Source organism: Alicyclobacillus fastidiosus, assembly GCF_026651875.1.
Taxonomy (GTDB): domain Bacteria; phylum Bacillota; class Bacilli; order Alicyclobacillales; family Alicyclobacillaceae; genus Alicyclobacillus; species Alicyclobacillus fastidiosus.
The window spans coordinates 3,001,659-3,026,729 of record NZ_CP104067.1 but is presented as its reverse complement, the minus strand read 5'-3'; the positions used below and the strand labels follow the sequence as shown (position 1 = coordinate 3,026,729).

Below are 25,071 nucleotides of genomic sequence, written 5' to 3'. Positions count from 1 at the left end.
TTCTTTTAGTATTGTTTCGCTAGTTTTCGCTGTTGTTCTTGATGCTCATATGCTTGTTGAATCCCTTCCCTATCGGACACCTCAGCAACCCCAAGATTCCACCAACTGTCATATCCCGCCGTCATCGTTTTCGGGAGTACTTTTATGTCAATCAATGTACAGACACTTTGTTTGGCCGCATCAGCGAGAGCCTCTTTTAACTGTTTGACTGTGTATGCGCGATAAGTCTTTGCTCCGTAACCTTCTGCGACTTTGGCATAGTCGATATTCAAAATCTGATTGTCACTGTCTCGAAATTCGCAGCAGTAGCTGCCGCCGCCGTTTTCCATTTGTAGATTATTGATACACCCAAATCCAGAGTTATCAAAAAGGAGTATATTGATTTTCTGATTGTATTGAATCGCGGTTATGAGCTCTGAGTGAAGCATTAAGAAGCTGCCATCACCGACCAGAGCATAGACGTCTTTCGTAGCCTCGGCCAATTTAATACCCAGTGCACCGGATATTTCATATCCCATGCAGGAATATCCATACTCCAAGTGATACGTGTTGGAAACGGTAGGGTTCCAAAGGCGTTGTAGATCTCCAGGAAGCGACCCAGCCGCACTAATCACCACACTATTTGGTGCGATGGTCTCATTAATCGCAATTAGAGCGGTCGTCTGTGGGAGTTCTGTGTTCAGGGTCCCCGCGTACTCATTCAACACATCTTGTGTAAATTGCCCCTTAATCTCCGGGTCGAAGTCTTGTTCATGAAAGGTAACTCTCTGCAAACGTGCGCGTTCTACCGACCACTCATCTTTCAAACGTTGAATCTCGTGACCGAATTCGGTTACATAATCTCCAAGTAACGGAGCCAATTGTTCTAACGTTGCCCTTGCGTCTGCCACGACCTGAAATGCGTCCAACTTATAAGCGTGTAAGCGACTGACGTTAATGTTAAGGAACCGTGACGTATCAAAATTGAACGCTGTTTTGGACGATGTCGTGAAGTCGGTATACCTCGTTCCAATCCCAATGATAAGGTCCGACTGCCGCGCCGCCCGATTTGCCGCCAGTGTTCCTGTAACGCCTAAACCACCCAGATTGTTCTTGAAATTGGACTCCACGGTGGATTTCCCTGCTTGGGTCTCCACCAGGGGGATGTTGTGCTTTTCTGAAAGGGAGATGAGTTGGTCACGAGCCTGAGAATATTTGGCACCTCCACCAACGACGATAAGCGGCCTTTTGCTCGATTTAATCAGTTCAGCTGCGCCTTGTAACTCGCGGTCTGTTGGCAACTTTCGATCATGATAATGAACGCGTTTGACGAAGAAACGCTCATCAAAGTCAAACGCTTCACCTTGTACATCCTGTGCAATACAAATGGTCGCCGGGCCTGCTTTTGCCGGGTCCGTCATAACTTCAAATGCCCTGATGAGACTAGTCATCAACTGCTCTGGACGAACCACCCTGTCCCAATATCTAGACACAGCCCGTAGGCTATCATTCGTGGTAATTGCGAAACTATGTTCGTGCTCAACTTGCTGCAAGACTGGGTCTGGTTGACGAGATGCAAATGTATCCGACGGCAAAAATAGAACGGGGATATTGTTAGCCAATGCTGTCCCAGCCGCTGTTACCAAGTTGGCCGCCCCTGGGCCGACGGAAGTCGTTACAGCAAAGATTTTCTGACGCAACATCTGTTTACTAAATGCCATTGCTGCATGAGCCATACCTTGTTCATTTTTTCCTTGGATCACTTTTAAATGACCGGCATCTTGTTCAAGTGCTTGACCTATGCCTAATACATTACCGTGACCAAAAATTGCAAAAACACCTTCGACAAACGGAAACTCCTCACCATCCACATGCAGATACTGTTGATTTAGAAATTTTACTAAGGCCTGGGCTGTTGTGAGCCTGATAGTTTCCAAGAGTTATTTCACCTCGATTAAAAATCCTTTCCAACTCAAACGTTTACATTGACGATCCGCTCAATTTCGTCGACGGTTGGCATCGCTTCAGATGAACTATGTTTACTCACAACAATTGCTGCTGAAGCGCTTGCATACTTTAGAGCAGTTTCTAGATCTTTGTTATGAATTAAGGCATACAAAAAAGCAGAGGCATACGAGTCGCCTGCACCAAATGTTTTTAAGACATTGCTAGGATAAGCATGCCCACGGAAGGTTGCTCCTGCCTTCGTGAACGCATACGATCCATCAACCCCGTGTTTAATAACGATAATACTTGGTGTGTGTCGGAACAGGTAATTGGTTGTATCTTCGTTCCGACCGCCGATTACATTTTCCAACACGTCGTATTCATCCCGCGTTCCAATCACAACATCTGACTGTTCGGCGACAGCCGAATAGTAAATGCCCGTCTCATCTGCTGATGCCCAGGAGTACGGGCGATAATCTAATTCAAACACAATTTTTACTTCGTTTTTCTTGGCTAAACTCATCGCTCTGAGTACGGCTTCTCGAGAAGGACTTCTGGAGAGTGCTGTACCGGATACCAATAGTATTTTGGTTTCTTTTAAATAGTCCTCATTAATTTCCGCAGGAGTGAGATAAAGATCTGCAACGTTTTCACGGTACATCAAAATACTGCATTCATTGGGACTTTTGATTTCTGTAAACGCTAATCCGGTTTTGTGGCCTTCTGTATCAACTACCATATTGGACGTATCGATTCCCATATCACGCATGTACTTTTCAATAAAGCGTCCATGTTGATCATTCGAAATCTTCCCGATAAAACCAGTTCGCAAGCCTAATTTGGAGGCCCCGATAACGATATTTGCCGGACTTCCCCCAACATATTTTGAAAACGTTTGAGTTTCCTCCATGGGACGATTGTACTCGACTGCATTTAAGTCGATACACGCCCGACCAATGGCTATAATGTCGAATTTCCTCTCTGTTTTCCATCCATAGTTCATCTTCGACAATCCTACTTTCATTGACGTTCTAGAATCCACTCGTGGTCTGGGTCATTAGAGAATTTCCAAAGACGTTTTGGTCCTGCCATTACATTTAGATAATAAGATGCATAACCGTCCGGAACTCCTACCGGATGATAACCCCGGGGGACAATAACTACATCCGCGTGTTCAACGCTCATCGTTTCATCGAGTGACCGATCATCGGTATAAACGCGTTGAAATACAAACCCTTGTTTTGGATTCAATTCATGATAATAGGTTTCTTCAAGCATAGATTCGCTTGGAATGTTGTCTTGATCGTGTTTATGTGGAGGGTAACTCGACCAATTTCCCCCTTCCGTATACACCTCTACCACCAACAGGCTATTTGCGGAGGTATCCGAGTCTGGTAAAATATTGTGGACAAGGCGTTGATTGTTCAAAATCCCCCTTTTTTCAACGCCGTTGTCGGCTGCCTTAATCAACCGCGTTGGTAACGACCTTTCAGAAATGGAATAGCAGAATGCAACGCGTGCTGGTGTCACAGCCTCTACTTCAAAACTACGATCATTCGAAATATAAACACTGTCAGTCGGTGTTTTTTCGAACACGCTTTCCCTGGTTCCAATGTTCTGAAACGTCGTATCGTGATCAGAGACGTTGACTTTCCCTGTCAGTACAACGATACAGCACTCCTGTTTCCCCAACTGTTCACGATACTTCGCGTTTGGTTTCATATCCAAAACCTTGAATTCGATGTATTCCAGTTGAGAGCTACCTCTGGTCAACCCATTAACAAACGTTATCCCGGGCTCAATTGGTGTCTGTTTCGCCTTGACGAGTAAGTGACCCACTGTTTCCTCTACCTCCTTAAACCGATCCAACTTCCAAATTTAAGCGTAACTGCTAAAAAAAACAGTAGGTGAATCCGCGCTTACTAGAAGGTCGGCGCTTTGTATCGTGCGGTTACCACTTTCTTACGAGTATAAAAATCCACGCTATCCTTTCCATTTGCGTGTAATGTTCCAAAGAATGAAGACTTCCATCCCGAGAATGGGAAAAATGCCATGGGAGCTGGTACACCAAGATTTACCCCAAGCATTCCTGCATCAATATTCTCCCGGAAGTACCGGATTGAGGAGGCATTCGATGTAAAGATACAAGCACCATTTGCAAATTCTGAACTGTTCGCAATTTCGACTGCTTCTTTTAGATTTTTGACCCGAATAATCGATAACACAGGTGCAAAAATTTCATCCTTCCAAATTGACATTTCGGTGGTAACTTCATCAAAGATAGTTGGACCAATAAAAAAACCATCATCTGATAGCCGTTCACGGCCGTCACAGACTAACTTTGCGCCTTCTTCGATACCTTTTTCAATGTATCTGATAGTACGTTTGAGGCTGTCTTCTCGAATCACAGGCCCCAAAAAAACTCCATCGTCTAAACCGTTACCCATTTCGATACCGTTTGTTTTTTCTGTTAACTTCGCTAAAAATTCGTCCGCTATATCGTCCTCAACAGTTACGACAGAACATGCCATACAACGTTCTCCGGCGGATCCAAACGCTGAGCCAACAATGTTCGTTGTCGCCTCTTCCAAATCGGCGTCATTGAGTACCACCACATGGTTTTTGGCACCAGCTAACACCTGTACGCGTTTAAGATTTTCGCTTGCTCTTTTGTAGACATATTCTCCAACAGGTTTCGATCCAACAAACGAAATTGCTTTAACAGCGGAATGATCCAACAGCCCATTCACTACGTCGTGGGCACCGTAAACAACGTTAAACACACCTTTCGGCAACCCCGCCTCAGTAAACAGCTCGACTAGCCATTTGGTTAACAAAGGTGTTTTCTCTGACGGTTTCAAAATAAATGTATTGCCCAAAGCAACAGCCATCGGGAACATCCAACAAGGTACCATCATCGGAAAATTGAACGGTGCAATACCGCCGATCACTCCAATGGGATATCGGTAATTGGTGGCTTCGATATCAGTAGCAATCGTAGAAAGCGAGTCACCCATCATTAGAGAAGGAACACCGGCTGCGAATTCAACATTTTCAATCCCACGTTGAACCTCGCCCATCGCTTCAGACAAACTTTTACCATTTTCAATGGTTATTAATCGCGCCAATTCATCTGTATTTTCTGTTAATAACTGGTGATATTGAAAGAGTATTTTGGAACGGCGCGGAATTGGAACATTCCGCCACGATTCAAACGCACTTTTGGCCGTTTCTATCGCGTACTCTACATCCCGACTCGTTGAAATAGGTACTTGAGCAATCACGCTCTTTGTCGCTGGGTTAAACACATCCTCGTAATAGGACGTATCACTTTCAACCCACTCCCCATTAATATAATTCTTCAGCTTTTCCGCGTTCACGACTACATTCGTCACGGTTTCTCCTCCTTTATTCGCAAGCATCCGTATAGAAAATTGTTATTTGTTGATTATCTTTTGATTATATATGATACATATGCAATATCAATCCCCAATGAATTCATCAACCAAGCCAAGCAAGACGCGAGAAGCACTCATCATGTCGGCCTTTGCTGCAAAGGTGCATCCAAGCGCGGCACCAAAGAACCACAACACACCATAGAGAACGATCTTGTGACGTCCAGTATGACGGGAAAGCCTACTGGTCAATATAACCCCAAAAGAACACCACTTTTATTAACATATTCGAACCTTCGTACAACTTATACAGCGCTTTCGTGAAGACTTGGAAAATGGATGTAGTTCCTTCGTCAGGACAGCAACGTTTAATGAAGTGCAGTTTGCTTTATTACGGTCCCCTTATAACGCAATTTCGTATAAAGTCACGATAACATTTTGGGTATCTTTTTTATACCGATATTAACTCGAGCGATTTCAGTCAACTTTCACCAAGGAGAAATGGTTAACTTTTTATCATATTTTGGTATAATACAGTGTAACGTGCTTTTAGGGTGCAATTTGCACATTCTTGAAGCCTAGGAAGTCACGATATATCACACATTTGTACCTAACGAAAAGGTGAATTAAATGCTGAAGTCTAAAAGGATCAAGGAAATCCAAGAATACGTTCATCAACATCAGACGGTATCTCTAGATGAACTCGTCTCGGTGTTCGATGTCTCAAAGAATACCATTAGACGAGATGTACAGTGGTTGGTTGAACGAGGAGAGATCAAAAAAGTTTACGGTGGGGTTGCTGTCAACAATTCTACACTGGTTTCTTTTAATGATCGTAAAACGAAAAATCAAAAACAAAAAGAGCTGATCGCGAAAGAGGCCGCTAATTTTGTAGAGGATGGCGATATAATTTTTATCGATTCTGGAACCACAACGCTTGAAATGTTTGAGTATATCAAGCATAAAGATATTACCATAATCACGAATAATCTAACCTTTATCTTTAACTGCCTTCCTCACGAAAACTTAGATATCATCTCCATAGGCGGTGCCCTTGAGCGTAAAACCAACTCTTTTGCTAGCTTCAAAGATAGCAATTTACTGCAAACCTACAATATTAATAAGTGCTTTATGGCTTCAACAGGTATTTCCATAACCAATGGTGTTACAAATGCTTCGCCTCTTGAAAGTGTGCTGAAACAAACGGCAGTTGAACGAAGTTCTGAGGTTTATTTATTGATCGACCATGATAAATTTAATAAGCACGGGTTAATTACGTACTGTAAATTGAACCAAATTGATTATCTTATAACAGATCTGGACCCAGGCACTGAATATCGAGAATATGCATTGCAAAATGATATTCAATTAGTCATAGCAAGATAAGCTACGCTACAGGAACTATGCAGACCAGATGAATAGTGGTTTTCCGTTAATCCTGATAAGCCGCTAAACAACACAAGAAGCATCCTACTGACCGATTGCGACAAATTCACATGTTTTCAGGTTTTATTCAATCTTTGCAAATAATCCCCAAAGCTATATGTTCCGTTTTGATTTAACCGTACATCCAACAAAGTGGCAACAGACTATCGAGTTAAGCTCATATCATTGTGTAACAAAGGGTCTTCTCTTCAACAGATAGTTGAGCCACCCCGCCCCTCTTCGGTAAATTGTTTGCTTACCTTCACCGAAGGGATACGTTGTGGCTCCGTACCAAATTACCGTGGATGAGGAGGTTTTGTACGACTTGTTGCATGGAAATGGGGATCTAAATACGGACAGCTGTCCCGACTCGTGGGTCGAATTTTATTCGAACAGCGACCACTCGGATATCTCCTGTTCTGGTGGTGCTTCAAACCCCGCAATCTTACTGTGTCCCCATCCAAATTGGTTACGTAGACCTATTAAGTATTCAGCATATTTGAGCGGCGCAATCGTAGCGTCGAGTACGGGGACGCCCACCCGGCGTTGCACTTCCTGATAGAACCCGAACTCGATTGTGCAGCCAAGCACAACGACCTCAGCTCCGTCTTTTTCCACAGCTTCCTGCGCGGCTTGGAGAATTTGGCGTTTTGTCTCTTCGTGATCTTTCTGAAAGTCGTGCACGCCCATCCCGAGAACCTTAAAGGACGCTAATTTATCTTTGTATCCATATTTGTGCACATTTTCCCGCATTTCTGGAACCCACTTTCGGCGGCCGACTATGATAGAAACTGTATCACCGAGGGTGGCAGCCAACCGAAGACACGATTCCGCAGGTGCCGTTACCACCATCTTGTTTGCGACTTCACGGGCAGCCCGCAGAGCCGGGTCATAAAAACACCCGATCACAGCCGCGTCGTAGCCCTGTTCCTCGGCACGGCGAACAGTTTTCATCAACTCCGGCATGATCATCATCTCGTAACAGCTATATTCTAGATGTTTAGGTCCAATTGGCGGGAACGAAACCACATCTACCCTGGTGAACGGGGCCTTGACATCTTGAAACATCTCGAGCATTGGCTTGTCAAAAATATCTGTTGCGACCGGATTAATCCAGAGAATTTTTTGATGGAACTGACTATCGCTCATACTTTTTCCTCCCTTTTCATTGTTGGCAGAGGGCTTCTATTCTTTAAAACAGAGACCAGTCACGAATTTCTTGTTCCGGTGGTGCTTCAAAACCCGCGATTTTACTGTGTGCCCAACCAAACTGGTTACGTAGACCAACTAGATATTCAGCATATTTAAACGGAACGATGCCGGCGTCGAGGACGGGGACACCAACCCGGCGTTGCACTTCCTGATAGAACCCGAATTCGCCGGTGCAACCGAGCAAAATAACCTCTGCCCCATCGTTTTTAACTGCATCTTCCGCAGCCTGGAGAATACGGCGATTCGTCTCTGCATGATCTTTCTGAAAGTCATGCACACCCATATCCAGAACCTTAAAAGATGCTAATTTGTCTCCATACCCGTATTTGTGAACGTTCTCCCGCATTTCTGGAATCCACTTCCGACGGCCGACGATGATGGACAAGGTGTCACCTAGTGTGGCGGCCAATCGTAAACACGATTCTGCAGGTGCTGTAACCACCATCTTGCTCACGATTTCCCGAGCGGCGCGCAGACCCGGGTCATAAAAACAACCAATCACAGCCGCGTCGTAACCCTCTTCTTCTGCACGGCGAATCGTTTTCATCAACTCAGGCATGACCATCATTTCGTAGCAACTATACTCTATATGTGCCGGTCCGTTTCGCGGGAAGGAGACTACATCGACCTGCGTGCCGGGATCCTTTATTTCTTGTAACATCTCCATATACGGCTGATCAAAGACGTCTGTTCCAAGAGGGTTAATAAAAAGGATTTTCTTCTCGATTGGCTGAGACATATCAATGAAAGCCTCCTCATTCGGGTTCATAAACACCGGTTGAACCGACTTCAAACATTGCACATTTGTGTATTTGGCCTGCTGTTTTTCACTCTCTGGTGACGCACCACCTCCCTGTTGTTCTCCGTACGTTGGGAATATTCAATCAACTCAGTGCGTTTGAATCTGACTATGCGTGAGTAGGGGCAAATTCATATTTAGATTCGAGCGATGCGCTTACGCACCGACTCCCGTTGCGGTGATGAGGCGAACCACATCCCCTTTGGTAAGGACTTTTCTGGAACATTTACCAAATGTCCCCTCTGTGGTCCCGTTCGTTCGAATGATCTCAACCTGGTTTGTAGATCCATCTTCACCGCCCATGGAGCCCCAAGGTGCGTACTTGTGCCAACCAAAACTAACCGTAACAAATTGTCCGTTTGTAAGCGCTTCATAAGAACGAATCACTCCCGATCCGCCCCTGTACTTTCCTGAACCTGCGCCGTCGGCTCTAAAACTGTACTCCCGAACGCGTACACCGAAACGAGTCTCCGCCTCCTCTACCGGGACGTTATATGTCTCACCGTCACCAACGCAGAATTGTCCTGTCTGGCAACACGGGCGCCAAAGCTTTCCATACGATGTCTGCACCAAAAATCATCGATTCAAAATAAGTAGATACAGGTGCCCCCGTATCACTGAAGCATTTCGCAAATTTCGCCGTTTGTTCTTAGCCACCTAAATGATAAATGGTTCAATCAGGCCCGCCCGGTCGGATGGCCTGACCATGGTTTCAAGGTTGATTTGCCGTACGATATTCCCTCGTTGCAATTGTGTCCAGTTCAAACGTGTCTGTGTGGATGACAACACCATAGTCGTGTTTGGCAGCTTCGATAGACACGTACTTGTTTCTCACATCTTGACATACTTGTTCTGGATCACGGTCGAAGGGATGCCCAAATCCTCCTCCACCCCCGGTGTAGGCAGTGACTATCGTTCCATACTTTAACGGCATCGCGTTGACTTTAAGTAACTCAACGAGTTCACCGTCCGGTGATTGAATGGTCACCCTCGGTTTAGCCCCATCTTTCCCACCAAACAGTCCCCAGGCCGGTGTGATCGAGCGCTCGAACCACAAATATACCCAAGATACATCTGTTCTAATTTCGTACCCGCGAATGACGCCTGTGCCCCCTCGCTTCTGCCCAGGACCACCGGAATCTTGCCGGAGCGCATAAGAGGTCACCTTAATTGGATACTTCGTTTCGAACACTTCAATTGGCATGTTCTTAAAATCGCCATTTACGTTGTTGATGAGTCCGTTTTGGCCATCGCGTTTGGAAAAGCCTCCCCAACCACCAGCGGTTGCCTCCACACTCAAGAACGGTCCATCGGTTTTTGGATCATGACCGGCAAATGTCATCACCATTGAATCACCGTAATGAGCAGCCGCACTTTTCTCTTTTAAACTCGGCGAGAGTGCTTTTACGACCAAATCAATCAGCAGACCAAGCGCAGAGAAATACCAACCGCAAGGAGCTGGCTCTTTCGCATTGAAGATAGTCCCTTCAGGCGCTATCACTCGTAGAGTTTTAAAGTTGCCGCCTGTGACTGGGGTGTTCGGACTCACCAGATCTTTAAACGCAACGCGGCAAGCGGAAACCGTCTGAGCAAAACCGCAGTTCGTCTGACCTTGTTGCTGTGGACTTGAACCGGTGAGGTCGATTGTCATATTTTCACCGGTAATTTCAACCTTTACCTTGACGTAAACTGGTTCTGTATTGTGTCCGTCATTATCGAGGCAACCCTCCGACTCATAAACTCCATCCGGAATCGAGCGGATGACGTCATTATCTATCCGTGCAGATTGGCTGAAGATATCCTCAACGGCTTCATTCACTGTCTCAAGACCATACCGCTTAATAATCTCCTGGAACCTCTTCTCACCTGTTCGGCAGGCCGCAATTTGTGCACCCAAGTCGCCAAACGCAGCATCTGTAAAGCGGCTGTTGATGGTGAGCATATGAATGACGTCATTTCTGGGGATGCCGCCATCGTACAACTTGACGGGGGGGATGCGAATCCCTTCCTGATAAATTTCTGTCGCGTCCATGGGATATCCCGGGTCTTTAGCACCAATATCCAACCAGTGGGCGCGGGTAGCGGAGAACCCGACCAGTTCATCTTCATAAAAAATCGGAGAAATGGTGGTAATATCATTCAGATGTGTGCCGGTTAAATACGAGTCATTGAGAATGTACAAGTCTCCAGACTTGTAGTTTTCTACGCCACCGATGGCCCTGGTGGTAAGTTGAATACAGTGATCAAGATTGCCTAAAAAGATGGGTAAACCGGCAGATTGTCCGAGAAGTTCCGCATTTTTGTTGAAAATACCCACACTACAGTCTTTCATTTCATAGATAATCGGGGAATATGCACTACGTGCCAGACTTGCATTCATCTCTTCTGCTGCACTGATCAGCGCATTTCGAATAATCTCTGTCGTGATGGGGTTTGCCATGCGAATCACTCCTTTGTGATTTCCAGATTGCCAAACGCATCGACAATGACGAGATGATGAGGAGGAACAACTGTCGTAGCTTCCCCGTCCTCAATGATGACAGGCCCTTGCAAGCGCTGACCGGGTTCTAGGACGGCTCTTGTAAAGACTGCAGCCGTCGTTTCAACTCCGCCAAAAATGATTGATTTCACAACACGTGGATTAGGATGCACCACAGGGGTGGAGGTTGTGGTGGCATCTTTTTCGGTGGGAGCGTCTTCTCGCTGGTTTAATGCCCCGTATCCAATGACTCGTAGGCTCACAAATTCAACCATACCATTCGGATTGTTGTGTCCATAGATATTAAGATGCATTTCGTGGAAACGGTTTATCAATTCGGGAAGCGAACAGTCACCTGGCACATTCACAGTATATTCTTGGCCAACATACCGAAGATCGGCAGTCCGATAGAAGGTCATATTCGCCTTCGCAATATTCTGGTACGCCAGTACATCGGTAATCTCCAACTCCAATTCTTGATATACCGGTTCCAATTCTTCTTTGCCTACTTCTGTTACACCATGGTAGAACGTCCGTACCGCATCATGGCGAAGATCGGTCTGAAGCATGCCCCACGCAGAAAACACACCGGCCGTAGACGGTACAAGAACGCGCTTCATGTCGAGTAAGTCAGCAATAAAGACGGCATGCATAGGACCTGCACCCCCAAATGCAACCAACGTAAAGTCGCGGGGGTCAATACCTTTTCGGACCGTAAGCGTTCGGATGGCGTCTGTCATTTTCGCATTGGCAATATCACAAATACCTTCTGCAGTCTGAGTAGGCTCAAGTCCCAGTTGTTCTGCTAGATTCGCAACTGCTTGATATGCCGCTCCTTCGTGGAGCTTCATTTTGCCTCCCAAGAAGCCCTCCGAATCAATCCTGTTCAACACTAAATTAGCATCTGTAACAGTGGGTTCCACACCACCTCGTCCGTAGCAGGCCGGCCCCGGGTACGCTCCTGCGCTCTTTGGCCCAACACGAAGACCCCCGGCTTCAATCCAAGCGACTGAGCCTCCACCTGCACCAATCGTGTGAATATTGACCATCGGTGTCATAATCGGAAATCCTTCTAAATGGGTTTCCGACGTCACGTCGGGCTTACCATCAATAACCATACTTACGTCAAAGCTGGTTCCGCCCATATCTACGCAAATCAAGTTGTCGGACCCAGTCGTCTTGGATAAATTGATCCCACCGATGGTTCCACCGACTGGACCCGACAATAATGTTTGAATCGGATGGTGTTTCGCTAGTTTCGACGTCATTACACCACCATTGGATTGCATAATAAAAACGTCACCCAGTAGTCCTCGTGACGACGTTTCATTTTCAAGTGTTGTAAGGTATTTCTCAACGATTGGCGCTATGTAACCGTTGATGACGGTTGTGCTCGTTCGCTCATATTCACGCCATTCACGTGCGACGTCGTGAGATAAGCTGAGGGAAACGTGGGGTGCAACATCTTGAAACACGCTTTGTATCAATTGCTCATGAACTGGGTTTTTATACGCATGAAGCAGGCATACGACAACAGATTGGTACCCTTTACGGACAATTTCTTCCGCTAGTTGTTGAATTATAGATAGCTCCAGTTGCTTTTCGACCGTCCCATCAGCCAGGATGCGCTCCGGCACTTCATACACATCTTGACGATTCACCAGTGGGGTGGGCTTGCGGTATTGTATACTATACATATCCGGACGATTCGCTCGTGCAATTTCATATATGTCACGGAATCCTGCAGTGGCCAAAAGTGCCACACGTGCGCCTTTTTTCTCCAAAAATGCATTTAAACCGGCAGTTGTCCCGTGCACAAAATAAGAGATTTCCTCAAATCGGTCTATCAGTTCTGTCATTCCTCGCATGACACCTTTAGCCTGGTTTTCCGGTGTGGTTAAGACTTTATGGATTTGATAGGTCTGATCTTCTTCGTTGAACAGAACGAGGTCGGTAAAGGTTCCGCCGATATCAATCGCGATCCGTTTGTTTTGCATCGAAGCATCTCCTTCGAAAAGACTAGTGGAAATGTTTACACGACTTCCCTTGTGAGTTTCATTTAAGACAAGTCAATTCGGTACCAAACCTGTGCATCTCTAGCAACGAGTGATTCACACCTTGGTTCGCTATGCCTCGATAGTGCCTAATGTTCTATCGTTATTGGATCCACCTCGTTTGGAGCAAAAGGGCGTGAATTCACCATTTTGCTCCAAACTGGGAGAGCGAATTTGTCAAGCGAAGCCTTATTTGCTGACGAGTGACCACACGACCAGCGCTTCTTCCTTACCATTGTTGTAACACCAATGTGCTTCCCCTGCGGGGATAAGGGTAGCATCTCCTGCATTCACCTGATATTGATGGGGACCAGACTCCATTACTAGCGAACCCTTGACAATGTAAGAATACTCATCTTGTGCATGTGAACCGGTATCATGCAACGGAATGCGCGCACCAACTGGAATGCTGACGATTCCGAAACGAACCCCTTGACCTTCCAAAAGCGATTTCAAATCATACCCGTTGCCCTCAGCTATCACATTTTGTTCTTGTACGAGAATCATGATGATTTCCTCCGTTCTTCTGTAAATCCATCTATGGTGTAATTCGCTGGGTTGATCAGAACACCGTAAACGTCTCTTGCCTGCTCACAGGTCAACCATCCATTTTTCACATCTTGAACGACATGATTCGCGTCGCGCAGCAGAGGACTTCCGTAACCTCCACCGGTTGCTGTAATGAGTCGAACAATATCTCCTTGGTTCAGAACCATTCGGGCACATTTTCCAAACGGACCCTCAATGGTTCCATCTTTGCGAACGATCTCTACCTGATTCCGGGAACCCGGTTCTCCTCCTGCCGTTCCCCAAGGAACGAATTTGTGCCGCCCAAAGCTGGCTGTGACGAATTGACTATCCGTCAGTGCCTCGTAGCCTCGAACTACACCACATCCCCCTCGGAATTGGCCAGCACCGGCACCGTCTGTATGGAAGCTATATTCGGTGAGTCGGACACCATATCTTGTTTCCGCAACTTCCACCGGAACGTTGTACGTCTCTCCGTCACCAATGCAGAATTGGCCGTTTTGTCCGTCGATGCCGAACCCGGCACCCCAACCACCCACCGACGGTTCCACAATTAAGAAGCGCTCGTTCGTATCTGGTTTTACACCACCGAGAATCACCGCACAGACGGATTCTAAATGCCCTGCGGTGAGCCGTTCTGGCAATATTGGAGCGAGTGCTTTCCAGGCTACATCAGCAGCGAAGTTTCGTGACTCCCAATTTGTCGCGACCGGCGCTGGACGTTCCGCGTGAATGACGGAGCCCTTCTGTGCAATGACCCGGAGTGGTCTAAAGACCCCATCGTTGACATCCTGACTTGGATTCGTCGCTGCTAAAAACAAGGCACGAACAGAAGATACGAGTCCACTATATGAGCAGTTAATCGGGCCGGGGGCCTGCTTAGCGCTTCCTGTGAAATCGACGATAAATTCATCGTCCGTGATGGTCACTTGACATGTGATTAAAAACGGTCCATTTCCGATTCCATCGTCATCAATAAAATCTTCTGCAGTGTACACGCCGTTTGGCAATTTCTTGAGTTCACTTCGCGACAATTGCTCTCCGTAATCCAACATATAATCAATGGACGTCAGGACAACGTCCTTCCCGTGCTTCCTACACAGTTCATGGAAACGCTTTTCGCCAGTTCTCAGACCAGCTACTTGGGCCCACAAGTCCCCCAAGGAAAGCTCAGGGAAACGTACATTTGCTTCAATTAGATCGAGCAACGCTTGATTGACTTGACCTTGTTGAAACAACTTGACAGTTGGAAACTGTAAGCCTTCTTGATATATCTCAGTAGAATCGGTTGTCCAGGATCCCGCATCTTTCCCCCCAACTTCTGTCCAGTGACCCTTATTCGCCGAAAATGCAATGAGTTCACCTTCGTAAAAAATTGGCATTACCAGCCCCACATCAGAAAGATGGGAGCCGCCACCGCCGTAGGGATCGTTTAGAATAATAATGTCCCCAGGGTGCAAATCATCACGAAACTTATCTAAGGTTTCCTTGACCATAAACGTTAACATCCCAATGAAACCAGTTACACCGTTGCCCTGCGTCAGCAATTGTCCTTTGGCATCTGTAAGGCCAGACGCGAAATCCAAAACTTCATAAATAATTGGACTCATCGACGTTCGTGCAAGGGCATAAAACATCTCTTCACCGATGGCCATCAACGAATCTTTAACAACTTCGAGTGTGAAAATATCGGATTTATGCAAAATAGATTCACCCAGTCTTTTGATAAAACTGGTGGAGCTCACTAGGAGCCCCACCTCCATGATGACGTGTTAGTGTAGAATCTCGCCTTCCGTCTCTTTCAGGAAGAATGTTGCGATCACGGTGGCAACGAGGAACGCCGTAATAAAGGAAACGGTGCCAGTAAAACTAGAGTTATGTGTGAGCATAGCGCCAATCACCATCGGGGCAATCGCGTTTGCAACACGTTGCGAGGTTGCTCCGACACTGTAACCAACGCCGCGTACCTCAGTCGGATAAAGTTCACCTACCCAAGTGTCCCAAACGCCCCACGCACCGAGACTAAAGAAGGACAACGCAAAATTCCATACATACATCTCGGTCATGTTTGCAGACTGAGCAAATCCGAACCCTGCAATTGCTGCGAGAGCTACGAATATGATCATGATCTTTTTGCGGCCATAACGACCAGTTAGCCATGAAGATACGATATAACCAGGGAACATAAAGAGTGCGGAGAGAGCCATGAAACCGTAGCCTGCGGGTGCAGATAATCCCTTCTTCATTAGTAACTCTGGCATCCATGTAGAAAGTGCCCAGTATCCCCACGAGAAGCAGAAGTTGATAATCAGCTGCAACCAAGTTGCACGTGACAGCTTCGATTTAAAAACCTCAAGGAAGGACCCCTGTCTAACGTTGTCGACCACGAGTTTCGCCGTGCTCAAGTCAACACGAACTTGGTCTTTGGCAAGATACTGAATCGCGTCTTTTGCCACTTGTTGTTGACCATTTCCAGCTGCCCAGTATGGAGATTCAGGAACCATTGCCTTGATGACAAACGCCCAAAGACCTGCCAGTGAACTAATTGCCAAAATCCAATGCCAGCCAAGAGGGCGTAGCGCATAGGTGAGTCCAATCGCGATGAGATACCCAATTGGCCATCCCGATGCGAGATAAACGGTTGCTCTGCCGCGACTTTTCACCGGAAGCAATTCTTCGAAGTAAGGAAATGAAGCGACCATCAGTCCTCCAAGTCCGAGACCGGACGCAAACCGTAACCACCAAAGCATTTCGTAGGATGATGAGAAGGCACTGATCAGGGAGAGGATCCCATAGAGACCAACACTCCACATCATCGTTTTTTTACGACCAATTTTATCAGTGAGTTTACCCCAGATTAGACAACCAGGAATCATCCCAAGATAAATTGAGCCCATAAGCGATCCAATTTGTGCACTCGTTAGTTTGAAATCACTCCCAATCATTCCGCCAATAAGAGTGATGATCATCATTTCCCAAGATTCAATGACAAAAGAGAAGAATATGGCGAAACCTGACTTCCAGTGCCGTCCTGTAAGCGGCATGTCTGCAAAAAGCTCTCCAATTTGCAGGTTTTGGGCACCCGTAGGCTCAGTATTGAGCATAAACACAATTCACTCCTTTTTGTGGTTTCCACGCGAGGATCACAGCACAGCTTGATTCGCCAGGTCATCTCCCCCTTTCTGTAATTTTCTGAAAATTATTCATCGTCGGTTGGCCCTCCTTTTGTGGAAGGCCAACTCTGGGTTATTTTAGCTGTTGTTTGCTACTGGCTCTACGACTGTAAATGTAAACGGATCGATCATGACGCCGTAAATCTCCTTTGCCTGGTCAACCGTAACCCAGCCATTTCTAACGTCTTCTGCTACCTGATTTGGGTCACGCAACGTGGGGTCTCCGTAACCACCACCTGTGGCCGTAATTAATCGGACGACGTCACCTTGGTTGAGTGTCTTACGGGCACATTTTCCAAATGGGCCTTCCTTCGTCCCGTCCTTACGGACGATTTCGATTTTATTATTAGACCCGTTTGCTCCACCCGCTGCACCCCACACAGGGTATTTATTGCGTCCAAAACTTGCCGTGACGAATTGACCATCCGTCAAGGCTTCGTAGGAACGAACAGCACCAGCACCACCACGGAATTGACCAGCACCTGTACCATCGGCAGTTAAGCTGTATTCCTGCAAGCGTACGCCATAACGGGTCTCCGCAACTTCTATCGGCACGTTGAACGTTTCACCGTCACCGATACAAAACTGTCCATTTTGACCATCCATCCCTTCTCCGGCGCCCCAGCCACCAACAGACGGTTCCACAATCAAAAAGGGTTCATTGGTTTCTGGGTGTGTCCCAGACACAATCACGGAACAGACGGATTCGAGATGGCCTGCTGTCAAACGGTCAGGTAGTACCGATGAAAGGGCCTTCCAGACCATATCCGCTCCAAAAATCATCGATTCCCAGTAAGTAGATACCGGTGCAGGTCGCTCAGCATTTAGAATGGAGCCCTTTTCAGCGATAATTTTGAGTGGGCGGAAGACACCATCGTTGACGTCCTGACTTGGATTGGTTGCTGCTAAGAAGATGGTACGTACAGCAGAAACTAAACCGGTAAAAGAGCAATTTATGGGGCCCGGAACTTGTTTGTGGCTACCAGTGAAGTCAACGATAAATTCGTCATCGGTAATGGTTACTTTACAACGCACATTGAGAGGACCATGTCCGAGTCCATCGTCATCTATGAAGTCTTCGACTTCATAGACCCCTTTAGGAAGTCTTTTGAGTTCCTCACGAGCCATTTGTTCGCCATAATCAAGCATGTACTCAACAGATTTCAGGACCACTTCTTTACCAAACTTTTGACAAAGTTCTTGGAATCGGCGTTCTCCGGTGCGTAGACCAGCGACTTGAGCCCACATGTCTCCCAGTGATAAGTCCGGGAAACGAACGTTTGCTGCCAAGATATCCACCAACGCTTGATTGATGTTCCCTTCGTTAAAGAGCTTAACGGCTGGGAACTGCAGTCCCTCCTGATAGATTTCGGTTGAGTCGGTCGTCCAAGACCCCGGGTCTTTCCCTCCAACTTCGGTCCAGTGTGCTTTGTTGGCTGCAAACGCCACAATCTCACCGCCGTAGAAGATAGGCATAACGAGACCCACGTCAGACAGGTGGGAGCCACCACCTCCGTACGGATCGTTGACAATGATGACGTCGCCAGGCTTCAAATCACCCTCAAATTTAGTTAAAGTCTCTTTGACCATAAATGACAACATACCGATGAACCCTGTCACTCCATTACCCTGAGTGAGAAGCTGTCCTTTTGCATCGGTGAGTCCTGAAGCAAAATCGAGCACTTCATAAATGATTGGACTCATCGAGGTCCGGGCAAGCGCATAAAACATTTCTTCCCCAATGGCCATCAGTGAATCTTTTACGACTTCCAGCGTGAAGACATCTGTTTTAGCCAATCATTGCACCCCCGTATCAATGATCAAGTTGCCGTACTTATCGACGGTCAACTTTTGACCTGGGTAAACCAAGGTTGAGGTGGATGGTTCTTCAACAATCGCCGGGCCCTCAATTGAAAAACCGGCCCCAAGCCGTTCGCGATCGAATACTGTGGTGTCAAGCCAACCATCTTCTTCAAAATAAACGGGACGTGTTTCTAAAACAGCTTGATCCACCGTATGGGTAACGGGCTCAAGTTCAGCGATTTCCGGTTGCGTTACTTTCCCAAATGCGACCAGGTGAAGATTTACGATTTCCGTCGGGTTGTTCTCAAGCTTAAACGTATAATTTTGCTCGTGAATCGCGTGAAATGCAGCATTGGCTTTTGCGAGTAATTCGTCAGTCAATACACCACTCGGAATTGGAACTTTGACAGTGTGTTCCTGACCGAGATAACGCATATCCGCGTAGCGGTTAAATACGATTTGTCCTTGTGCGATGTCTTCTGCCTGGTACTGCTCTATCGCCTGCTGTTCAAGAACTTTCCATGCTCCGTTCAATTCACTGAGATCAAGATCTGATGTACGACGGATAAACGTTTGCAGGTAGTCATGACGTAGATCTGTCATCAACATGCCCCAAGCCGAGAAGACGGAAGCCCCAACTGGCACTACGACTTTCGTCACACCAAGCTCTTTTGCAAGAAACGCAGCATGCATCGCGCCGCCACCCCCAAAAGCGACCATTGCAAAGTCTCTCGGATCATAACCGCGGCGAACGGAAATGAGTTTTAAGGCATTCAACATGTTGGAATTCGCGATTCGAATAATACCAAGAGCCGCTTCCTCCACTGAGACACCGAATTTTTGTGCAATTTTATCTTCAATGGAGCTTCGAACTGAATCCAACTGCACGGACATACTAAAGTTCTTCGGGGACAGCCTGCCTGTGACCAGGTTTGCATCCGTTGTCGTCGGCTCCGTTCCGCCACGACCATAAGCAACCGGACCGGGCAACGCACCTGCCGACTTGGGTCCTACTTTCAAAGCGCCTGCCTGGTCAATCCAAGCAATGGAACCCCCACCGTTACCCACTTCGACGATGTCCACGACAGGCACCTTAATAGGGTAGCCGGCATGACGGTCATCCCATTCGATTCGGTAATCCGTTGTGACAGTCACTTCCCCACCGTCAATCAAGGAACATTTTGCGGTTGTACCGCCAATGTCAAAGGCGATGACATTTTCATAGCCAATCATTTTACCGAGGATGGCTGCGCCAAAAACACCTGCCACTGGACCTGACTCCACCATATGAATAGGAGATTGTTTCGACTGTTCAAAAGTGGTTGTCCCTGCGTTGGACTGCATGATGTATTTTTGGCCGGTTGCATTTATCTTCAACAATTCCTCGTTTAATTTATTTACATATCGTTCGGCAACGGGTTTGACGTAAGAATTGAGTACAGCAGTATTTGTGCGCTCGTACTCACGCCATTCCTTGGTCACTTCGTAAGAAGCCGTTACCGCGACTTCCGGCCACATTTGTTTAATTAACTCGACAGTTTGTTTTTCATGCTGTGGGTTCGCATAAGCATGCAGGTAACAGACAGCAATCGCTTCCACACCCTCTTTGCGCAACTTTTCCACTGCATTTTCCACATCAACGGTGCTTAATGTGGTAATTACCTCACCCTTTTGGTTCAAGCGCTCTTCAACCTCTAAACGTAGGGCCCGCGGTACAAATGGAGTGGGTTTTTGATAGCGAACATTGAATAAATCGGGCCGATTGCCACGTGCAATTTCTAAAACGTCCCGAAAGCCTTTGGTTGTGATTAGACCTGTTTTCACACCATTGCGTTCCGTCAATGCGTTAATGATCACCGTGGTACCATGGATGAAGGTACCGATTTGTTCGCCGTCCAATTCCGCTTTCACAATCACATCCATGACACCCTGCTCGAAATTCGGTGGCGTAGTATCTGCCTTTGCCACGCGCACTTTACCATTGTCATCAACGCAAACTAAGTCGGTAAAAGTTCCTCCAATATCTGTCGCGACGCGCACTGAACAACTCTCCCCTGTTATTGGAATATTGCCGGTTGCAACACGCACAAAAGTTTCGATGGCCTTTCCAACAGATTTTCCATCGTATGTTGTATTGAGGATGGAAAATGAAGTGCGTCTCCTTGTGCCAAGACATAGTCCTCGTCTCCAACCTGAAGGAGGATCTTCCCTTCAAGTACGTAATAGAACTCTTCACCAGGATGACCATATTTCGTGCGAATGGACTGATTCGGCAAAAGCTCGACAATCATTGGCTCGAGGTTTCGACCGGCAAAGTTTCCCGCGAGCCGAATGTAGGTCATGCTTGCTCCTTCGATTTGGAATGGCTTTTGGTCATCTGCTCTAACAACAAAGTTTTTGTTCTCCGCGGCTTCAAAAAGCGCCGCCATTGGAATACCAAAGGCCTCAGCAATCCGCTGCAATGAGGTAATTGTTAAGGAGGAATTCCCTCGTTCTACTTGAGACAAGAAGCTAACGGACAGGCCTGATCTATCACTCAGTTCCTGTAACGTCATCTTGTTCTCTTGGCGTAGGGCGCGGATTCTGTTAAATAGCTGTTCCATGATGCCTCCAGTTTTAAATATTATTTATTTTAATATTATAAAAACTAATTTAAATGTGTCAAAATATTTTTTCTCTAGAGAAAATATTTTTAATATATTGAAATTCGGTTGTGGGGATGTACTTAGCGGTCAGTATTATACAATCAAGAGCTCTTTTGTGAAGTTATTTAGACTCTCACAACTAGTTTCAGTAGCGAACACAATATCTTCAATACGTACGCCAAATTGACCTGGCAGATAGATGCCAGGCTCGATGCTGAACACCATGCCTGGTTCGATGGTCTGTGAATTATCTCCAAACACGAACGGTTCTTCATGAACTTCGATGCCTAGTCCATGTCCGGTTCGATGGACAAAGTATTCCCCATAACCCGCGTCTTCAATGACGGCTCGCGTAACCTGATCGACTTCGCCAATCGGTATTCCAGCTTTCACTGCCGTCACCCCGGCTTGTTGAGCACGACGAACGATATCATATACTTCTCTGGCTTGTTGAGAGGCTTCCCCAACTGCACATGTCCTCGTCATATCGGAGCAGTAATGATTTGTGATCCCCCCCATATCTATCACGAGGATATTTCCAGACCTGATGACCGTCTCATCCGACTGATGATGAGGCATGGCACCATTTGCACCAGCACCCACAATGGGATGAAATGAGGGTTCCCGAGCACCGACTTTTTTCCATAACTGATTTAACTCTTCGACAACCTCGAGTTCACTCATACCTGGTCTTATTTTTGTAACAATCTGCGCCATTACGGTGTCCGCCGCCTTGCCGGCCTCACGAAGTAGTGTTCGTTCGCGCTCATCCTTGAGTAGTCGCAAGCGGCCAAGTGTGCTTACGCTGTTGATGAAATTTAATTTTGGACTACTTTTCATAAGAGAAATTAAATTTTGACTGGGCCATAAGTTGTCTATTGATAGTGTTCCATGTTCAGGAAGACACGTAGCGAGTAAGGAAATTGCATCTTGCCCATCTTCCCAAAACAAAGTTTCTGTCGCAGCGTTCGCAAGATCCTCTCGATGCATCTTTGGAGCCAAAATGACCGGGTCGCCATCTTTTCGTATGACGTAAGCCAACAACCGTTCATGCGGATTAATCCATGTCTCTGTAAAATAAAAGAAATTGGCAGATGAAGTTGCGACCACAGCATCTACGCCAAGGTCACCAAGTATCCCTTGCATTCGCTGAACTCTATTCTCTAAATAATCCTTCATGGTATCCACCTCTTATCCTCAAACTGTTCAGGTGCTCATTCCGACTTCGGGGAATAGCTGGACCCACCTATAAGTTTATCATATATTTAAAATTTTTTAATGTAGTGAAAATAATTTCGATATATGAAATACACGCGTGAAGAAGGGATCATCGTAATACCGGGTTCTGTGTTCGGGGACTTAGGCATTCGCAGGACGAATCCGGAGAGCTCTAGTCTGTGTCTCAAGACCATAGCAAAAAGAAAAAGCCCGCCAAAAAACGATATTCGTCTCTTGACGGGATGAGGATTACAAATTAGTGACGCTCACAACTTCAACGCGCGTCGAAAAAAATGTTGCACCGCCCCCCATGTCGGCGATTCTCTGTGAAGTGAGTACATTTACAGACTGGTAACCTAGTACGTCGTCATCCCACCACAGCCCTTGTGAAATTACAAGACCAGGCTGAACATCCGGCGTTATATCAGCTTGGAGCACGATTGATCCCCGGTCGTTAAAAATTTTAACGAGCTGTCCATGCTCTACTCCGCGCTCCAGAGCGTCCACCGGGTGAATCTGGAGGACCGGCCGTCGCTCTGCAGCCATTAACGCAGGGACGTTCGCTCCCGTCGAGTTCAAAAAGTGATGATTGGGTGGTGTTGTAAAATACAGCGGGAAGGACGTGTCTTCAGACAGCTCCACATGTGTCGGGAGCGGAGGAAGTCCTGCGCGCTCCAACCTCTCCGAGTACAAAGCGATCTTTTTCCCGGTCGGGGTCGGTGGCACTGCTTCGCTAAGTTCTGTCTCCGGAGGGAGCGCCAGCTTCACCCATCCCTTCTCTCGCAAGGATTGAAACGAGATGCCGCGCAAATATGGATTGTTCTCATATTGAAGGGCAGTCTCAATCATTTCTTCTTCCGAATCATTAAAGCAAGGCTCGGTAAAGCCCATCACCTTCGCCAGGTCTTTAAACAGCGTAAAATTAGATTTACACTCTCCAACAGGTGGAATCACCGGTTCATGCAGCTGTAGATACAAGTGCCAGTAGGATTTGTATAAATCGAGATTTTCAAAGTGACTGGTTGCAGGTAATACGAGATCGGCGTATTGACAGGTGTCCGTAAGAAAGAGGTCGTGAACAACGGTGAACAGGTCCTCTCTCAAGAGCCCCTGCCGTACTTTGTTTTGGTCAGGCGCAACCTGCGCAGGGTTTGAGTTATAGACAAAGAGGGCCTTGACTGGCCGTGCCGTTTCAAGCAGGACGTCTCCCAACCGGTTCATGTTGACGGAACGGGGCAATGGTTTGGGTAGCAAATCTGGCCTCTGAATCCCTCTTGTATTCAAAGTGGCATAGTAGCTGTTCCCTTTTACCGCACCCCCTCCGCGGATTCCCCATTGCCCGGTGAGAGCCGGCAGGCATGCAATCGAGCGCACAATCATCCCGCCATTGTCATGATGCTGGAGACCGTTTCCAATTCGGATAAACGAAGGTGTCGTTGTTCCGTACAAATGTGCAAGCGAGCGGAGATCTTCGACAGATACACCGGTAATTGCTGAGACCTTCTCTGGAGTGTATTCGCCCGCGTGACGTTTCAGCTCGTCGTAGCCTACAGTGTACTGATTTAAAAAGTCTTCTTGAACGAGATCATCACGGATCAGAATGTGCATAATACCCAGCGCTAAAGCGGCATCGGTTCCAGGGCGGATTTGAATAAACCAATCAGCCCACTTGGCAGAGCGGTTGTTGTGGACGTCGATGACCACGATCTTGGCACCGCGCTTGCGCGCTTCGTTTGCCAGCAGCATTTGGTGCATATTCGTGCTCACAACGTTACAGCCCCAGATGAGAATGAGTTTTGAGTAGATTGTATCTTCTGGATCCGTTCCGGCGTTGGCACCCATCGTATAGGTAAATCCTGCAGCTCCAGCCGAGTTGCAAATGGTTCGCTCCAGCCGGCTTGCCCCGAGGCGGTGAAAGAAGCGCCGATCCATTCCTTCGGCGTTTAAAATCCCCATATTTCCGTAAAAACTATAGGGAAGAATCGATTCCGCACCATGCGTTTCAATCACAGATTGGAATTGGCGTTTTATTTCGTCGTACGCTTCGCTCCAAGATATTCGTTCAAACTGCAAGGAACCTTTAGGTCCCGTTCGTCGCAGAGGATAGAGAACGCGGTCTTTATGGTATACCCGCTCTGGAAACCGGCGAACTTTGTGGCAGATTGCCCCTTGTGTAACAGGATGGTCGGGATGACCTGTGACCCGTTCGATTTTTCCGCCCTCAACATCCACTAAGAGGCTGCAGGTGTCCGGACAATCGAGGGGACACACAGATCTCACACGTTTCACAGCATATTTCCTCACTTTCAGAACGATGGTTGTCCTCTACCAGTTTACCACCGCTCATTTATGGGTTTTGATCGAACTGCAGCCGAGACGCAATGGCATGGACTGTATATGTATACTGTAAACAT

17 protein-coding genes and 1 pseudogene are annotated in these 25,071 nt (G+C 46.9%); 1 reads left to right on the top strand and 17 read right to left on the bottom strand.

Annotation, left to right across the window (positions count from 1 at the left end):
* Nucleotides 1–5: 5 nt before the first annotated feature.
* The 4 genes from iolD to NZD89_RS15075 all read right to left on the bottom strand — a co-directional run bounded on the left by iolD (nt 6) and on the right by NZD89_RS15075 (nt 5,306).
* On the bottom strand, nt 6–1,916 hold the full coding sequence (iolD, locus tag NZD89_RS15090; RefSeq protein ID WP_268003636.1) for a 3D-(3,5/4)-trihydroxycyclohexane-1,2-dione acylhydrolase (decyclizing): 1,911 nt from the start codon (nt 1,914–1,916) through the stop codon (nt 6–8).
* A gap of 35 nt (nt 1,917–1,951) precedes the next feature.
* A complete protein-coding gene (iolC, locus tag NZD89_RS15085; protein WP_268003635.1) occupies nt 1,952–2,929 on the bottom strand; it encodes a 5-dehydro-2-deoxygluconokinase in 978 nt (325 codons plus the stop codon).
* Nucleotides 2,930–2,946: 17 nt separating this feature from the next.
* On the bottom strand, nt 2,947–3,765 hold the full coding sequence (iolB, locus tag NZD89_RS15080) for a 5-deoxy-glucuronate isomerase (RefSeq protein WP_268003634.1): 819 nt from the start codon (nt 3,763–3,765) through the stop codon (nt 2,947–2,949).
* Nucleotides 3,766–3,848: 83 nt separating this feature from the next.
* On the bottom strand, nt 3,849–5,306 hold the full coding sequence (locus NZD89_RS15075) for a CoA-acylating methylmalonate-semialdehyde dehydrogenase (RefSeq protein WP_268008504.1): 1,458 nt from the start codon (nt 5,304–5,306) through the stop codon (nt 3,849–3,851).
* Nucleotides 5,307–5,951: 645 nt separating this feature from the next.
* Here NZD89_RS15075 and NZD89_RS15070 point away from each other — a divergent pair.
* Complete coding sequence (locus NZD89_RS15070) at nt 5,952–6,707, top strand: DeoR/GlpR family DNA-binding transcription regulator (RefSeq protein WP_268003633.1); 756 nt, start codon at nt 5,952–5,954, stop codon at nt 6,705–6,707.
* 423 nt (nt 6,708–7,130) lie between these two features.
* Here the strand turns inward: NZD89_RS15070 and NZD89_RS15065 are convergent, their stop codons facing one another.
* The 13 genes and pseudogenes from NZD89_RS15065 to NZD89_RS15005 all read right to left on the bottom strand — a co-directional run bounded on the left by NZD89_RS15065 (nt 7,131) and on the right by NZD89_RS15005 (nt 24,946).
* A complete protein-coding gene (locus NZD89_RS15065) occupies nt 7,131–7,895 on the bottom strand; it encodes an aspartate/glutamate racemase family protein (protein WP_268003632.1) in 765 nt (254 codons plus the stop codon).
* A 43-nt stretch (nt 7,896–7,938) separates the two neighbouring features.
* On the bottom strand, nt 7,939–8,697 hold the full coding sequence (locus NZD89_RS15060) for an aspartate/glutamate racemase family protein (RefSeq protein ID WP_268003631.1): 759 nt from the start codon (nt 8,695–8,697) through the stop codon (nt 7,939–7,941).
* Nucleotides 8,698–8,919: 222 nt separating this feature from the next.
* A pseudogene (locus tag NZD89_RS15055) lies at nt 8,920–9,364 on the bottom strand (hydantoinase B/oxoprolinase family protein); the annotation flags it as partial.
* 105 nt (nt 9,365–9,469) lie between these two features.
* Entirely contained in the window at nt 9,470–11,197 is a 1,728-nt protein-coding gene (locus tag NZD89_RS15050) for a hydantoinase B/oxoprolinase family protein (protein WP_268003630.1), read from the bottom strand.
* A 5-nt stretch (nt 11,198–11,202) separates the two neighbouring features.
* Nucleotides 11,203–13,233 carry a hydantoinase/oxoprolinase family protein gene (locus tag NZD89_RS15045; protein WP_268003629.1) on the bottom strand — a complete coding sequence of 677 codons (2,031 nt, stop codon included), beginning with the start codon at nt 13,231–13,233 and terminating at the stop codon, nt 11,203–11,205.
* A gap of 246 nt (nt 13,234–13,479) precedes the next feature.
* Nucleotides 13,480–13,797, bottom strand: a complete 318-nt coding sequence (locus NZD89_RS15040; RefSeq protein WP_268003628.1) for a cupin domain-containing protein — start codon at nt 13,795–13,797, stop codon at nt 13,480–13,482.
* Nucleotides 13,794–15,581, bottom strand: coding sequence for a hydantoinase B/oxoprolinase family protein (locus tag NZD89_RS15035; RefSeq protein ID WP_268003627.1), 1,788 nt, complete (start codon nt 15,579–15,581; stop codon nt 13,794–13,796). Before NZD89_RS15035 ends, NZD89_RS15040 begins: the two co-directional genes overlap by 4 nt.
* Nucleotides 15,582–15,590: 9 nt before the next feature.
* Nucleotides 15,591–16,922, bottom strand: coding sequence for an MFS transporter (locus NZD89_RS15030; RefSeq protein WP_268003626.1), 1,332 nt, complete (start codon nt 16,920–16,922; stop codon nt 15,591–15,593).
* Between the two features lie 147 nt (nt 16,923–17,069).
* Nucleotides 17,070–18,740 (bottom strand): hydantoinase B/oxoprolinase family protein, encoded by a 1,671-nt coding sequence (locus tag NZD89_RS15025; RefSeq protein WP_431308719.1) that lies wholly within the window; start codon nt 18,738–18,740, stop codon nt 17,070–17,072.
* A 48-nt stretch (nt 18,741–18,788) separates the two neighbouring features.
* Nucleotides 18,789–20,834, bottom strand: a complete 2,046-nt coding sequence (locus tag NZD89_RS15020) for a hydantoinase/oxoprolinase family protein (protein WP_268003624.1) — start codon at nt 20,832–20,834, stop codon at nt 18,789–18,791.
* 17 nt (nt 20,835–20,851) lie between these two features.
* Complete coding sequence (locus NZD89_RS15015) at nt 20,852–21,397, bottom strand: helix-turn-helix domain-containing protein (RefSeq protein WP_268003623.1); 546 nt, start codon at nt 21,395–21,397, stop codon at nt 20,852–20,854.
* 135 nt (nt 21,398–21,532) lie between these two features.
* A complete protein-coding gene (locus tag NZD89_RS15010; protein ID WP_268003622.1) occupies nt 21,533–22,618 on the bottom strand; it encodes a M24 family metallopeptidase in 1,086 nt (361 codons plus the stop codon).
* A gap of 288 nt (nt 22,619–22,906) precedes the next feature.
* Nucleotides 22,907–24,946, bottom strand: coding sequence for a molybdopterin-containing oxidoreductase family protein (locus NZD89_RS15005; RefSeq protein WP_268003621.1), 2,040 nt, complete (start codon nt 24,944–24,946; stop codon nt 22,907–22,909).
* Nucleotides 24,947–25,071 lie beyond the last annotated feature (125 nt).

Bases quoted from the DNA above. Each gene is read 5' to 3' on its own strand.
- NZD89_RS15030 (WP_268003626.1), bottom strand. From the start codon at position 16,922: ATGCTCAATACTGAGCCTACGGGTGCCCAAAACCTGCAAATTGGAGAG.
- NZD89_RS15015 (WP_268003623.1), bottom strand. From the start codon at position 21,397: ATGGAACAGCTATTTAACAGAATCCGCGCCCTACGCCAAGAGAACAAG.
- NZD89_RS15010 (WP_268003622.1), bottom strand. From the start codon at position 22,618: ATGAAGGATTATTTAGAGAATAGAGTTCAGCGAATGCAAGGGATACTT.
- NZD89_RS15035 (WP_268003627.1), bottom strand. From the start codon at position 15,581: ATGGAGGTGGGGCTCCTAGTGAGCTCCACCAGTTTTATCAAAAGACTG.
- NZD89_RS15065 (WP_268003632.1), bottom strand. From the start codon at position 7,895: ATGAGCGATAGTCAGTTCCATCAAAAAATTCTCTGGATTAATCCGGTC.
- NZD89_RS15045 (WP_268003629.1), bottom strand. From the start codon at position 13,233: ATGCAAAACAAACGGATCGCGATTGATATCGGCGGAACCTTTACCGAC.
- NZD89_RS15070 (WP_268003633.1), top strand. From the start codon at position 5,952: ATGCTGAAGTCTAAAAGGATCAAGGAAATCCAAGAATACGTTCATCAA.
- NZD89_RS15050 (WP_268003630.1), bottom strand. From the start codon at position 11,197: ATGGCAAACCCCATCACGACAGAGATTATTCGAAATGCGCTGATCAGT.
- NZD89_RS15025 (WP_431308719.1), bottom strand. From the start codon at position 18,740: ATGGCCATTGGGGAAGAAATGTTTTATGCGCTTGCCCGGACCTCGATG.
- NZD89_RS15040 (WP_268003628.1), bottom strand. From the start codon at position 13,797: ATGATTCTCGTACAAGAACAAAATGTGATAGCTGAGGGCAACGGGTAT.
- NZD89_RS15060 (WP_268003631.1), bottom strand. From the start codon at position 8,697: ATGTCTCAGCCAATCGAGAAGAAAATCCTTTTTATTAACCCTCTTGGA.
- iolC (WP_268003635.1), bottom strand. From the start codon at position 2,929: ATGAACTATGGATGGAAAACAGAGAGGAAATTCGACATTATAGCCATT.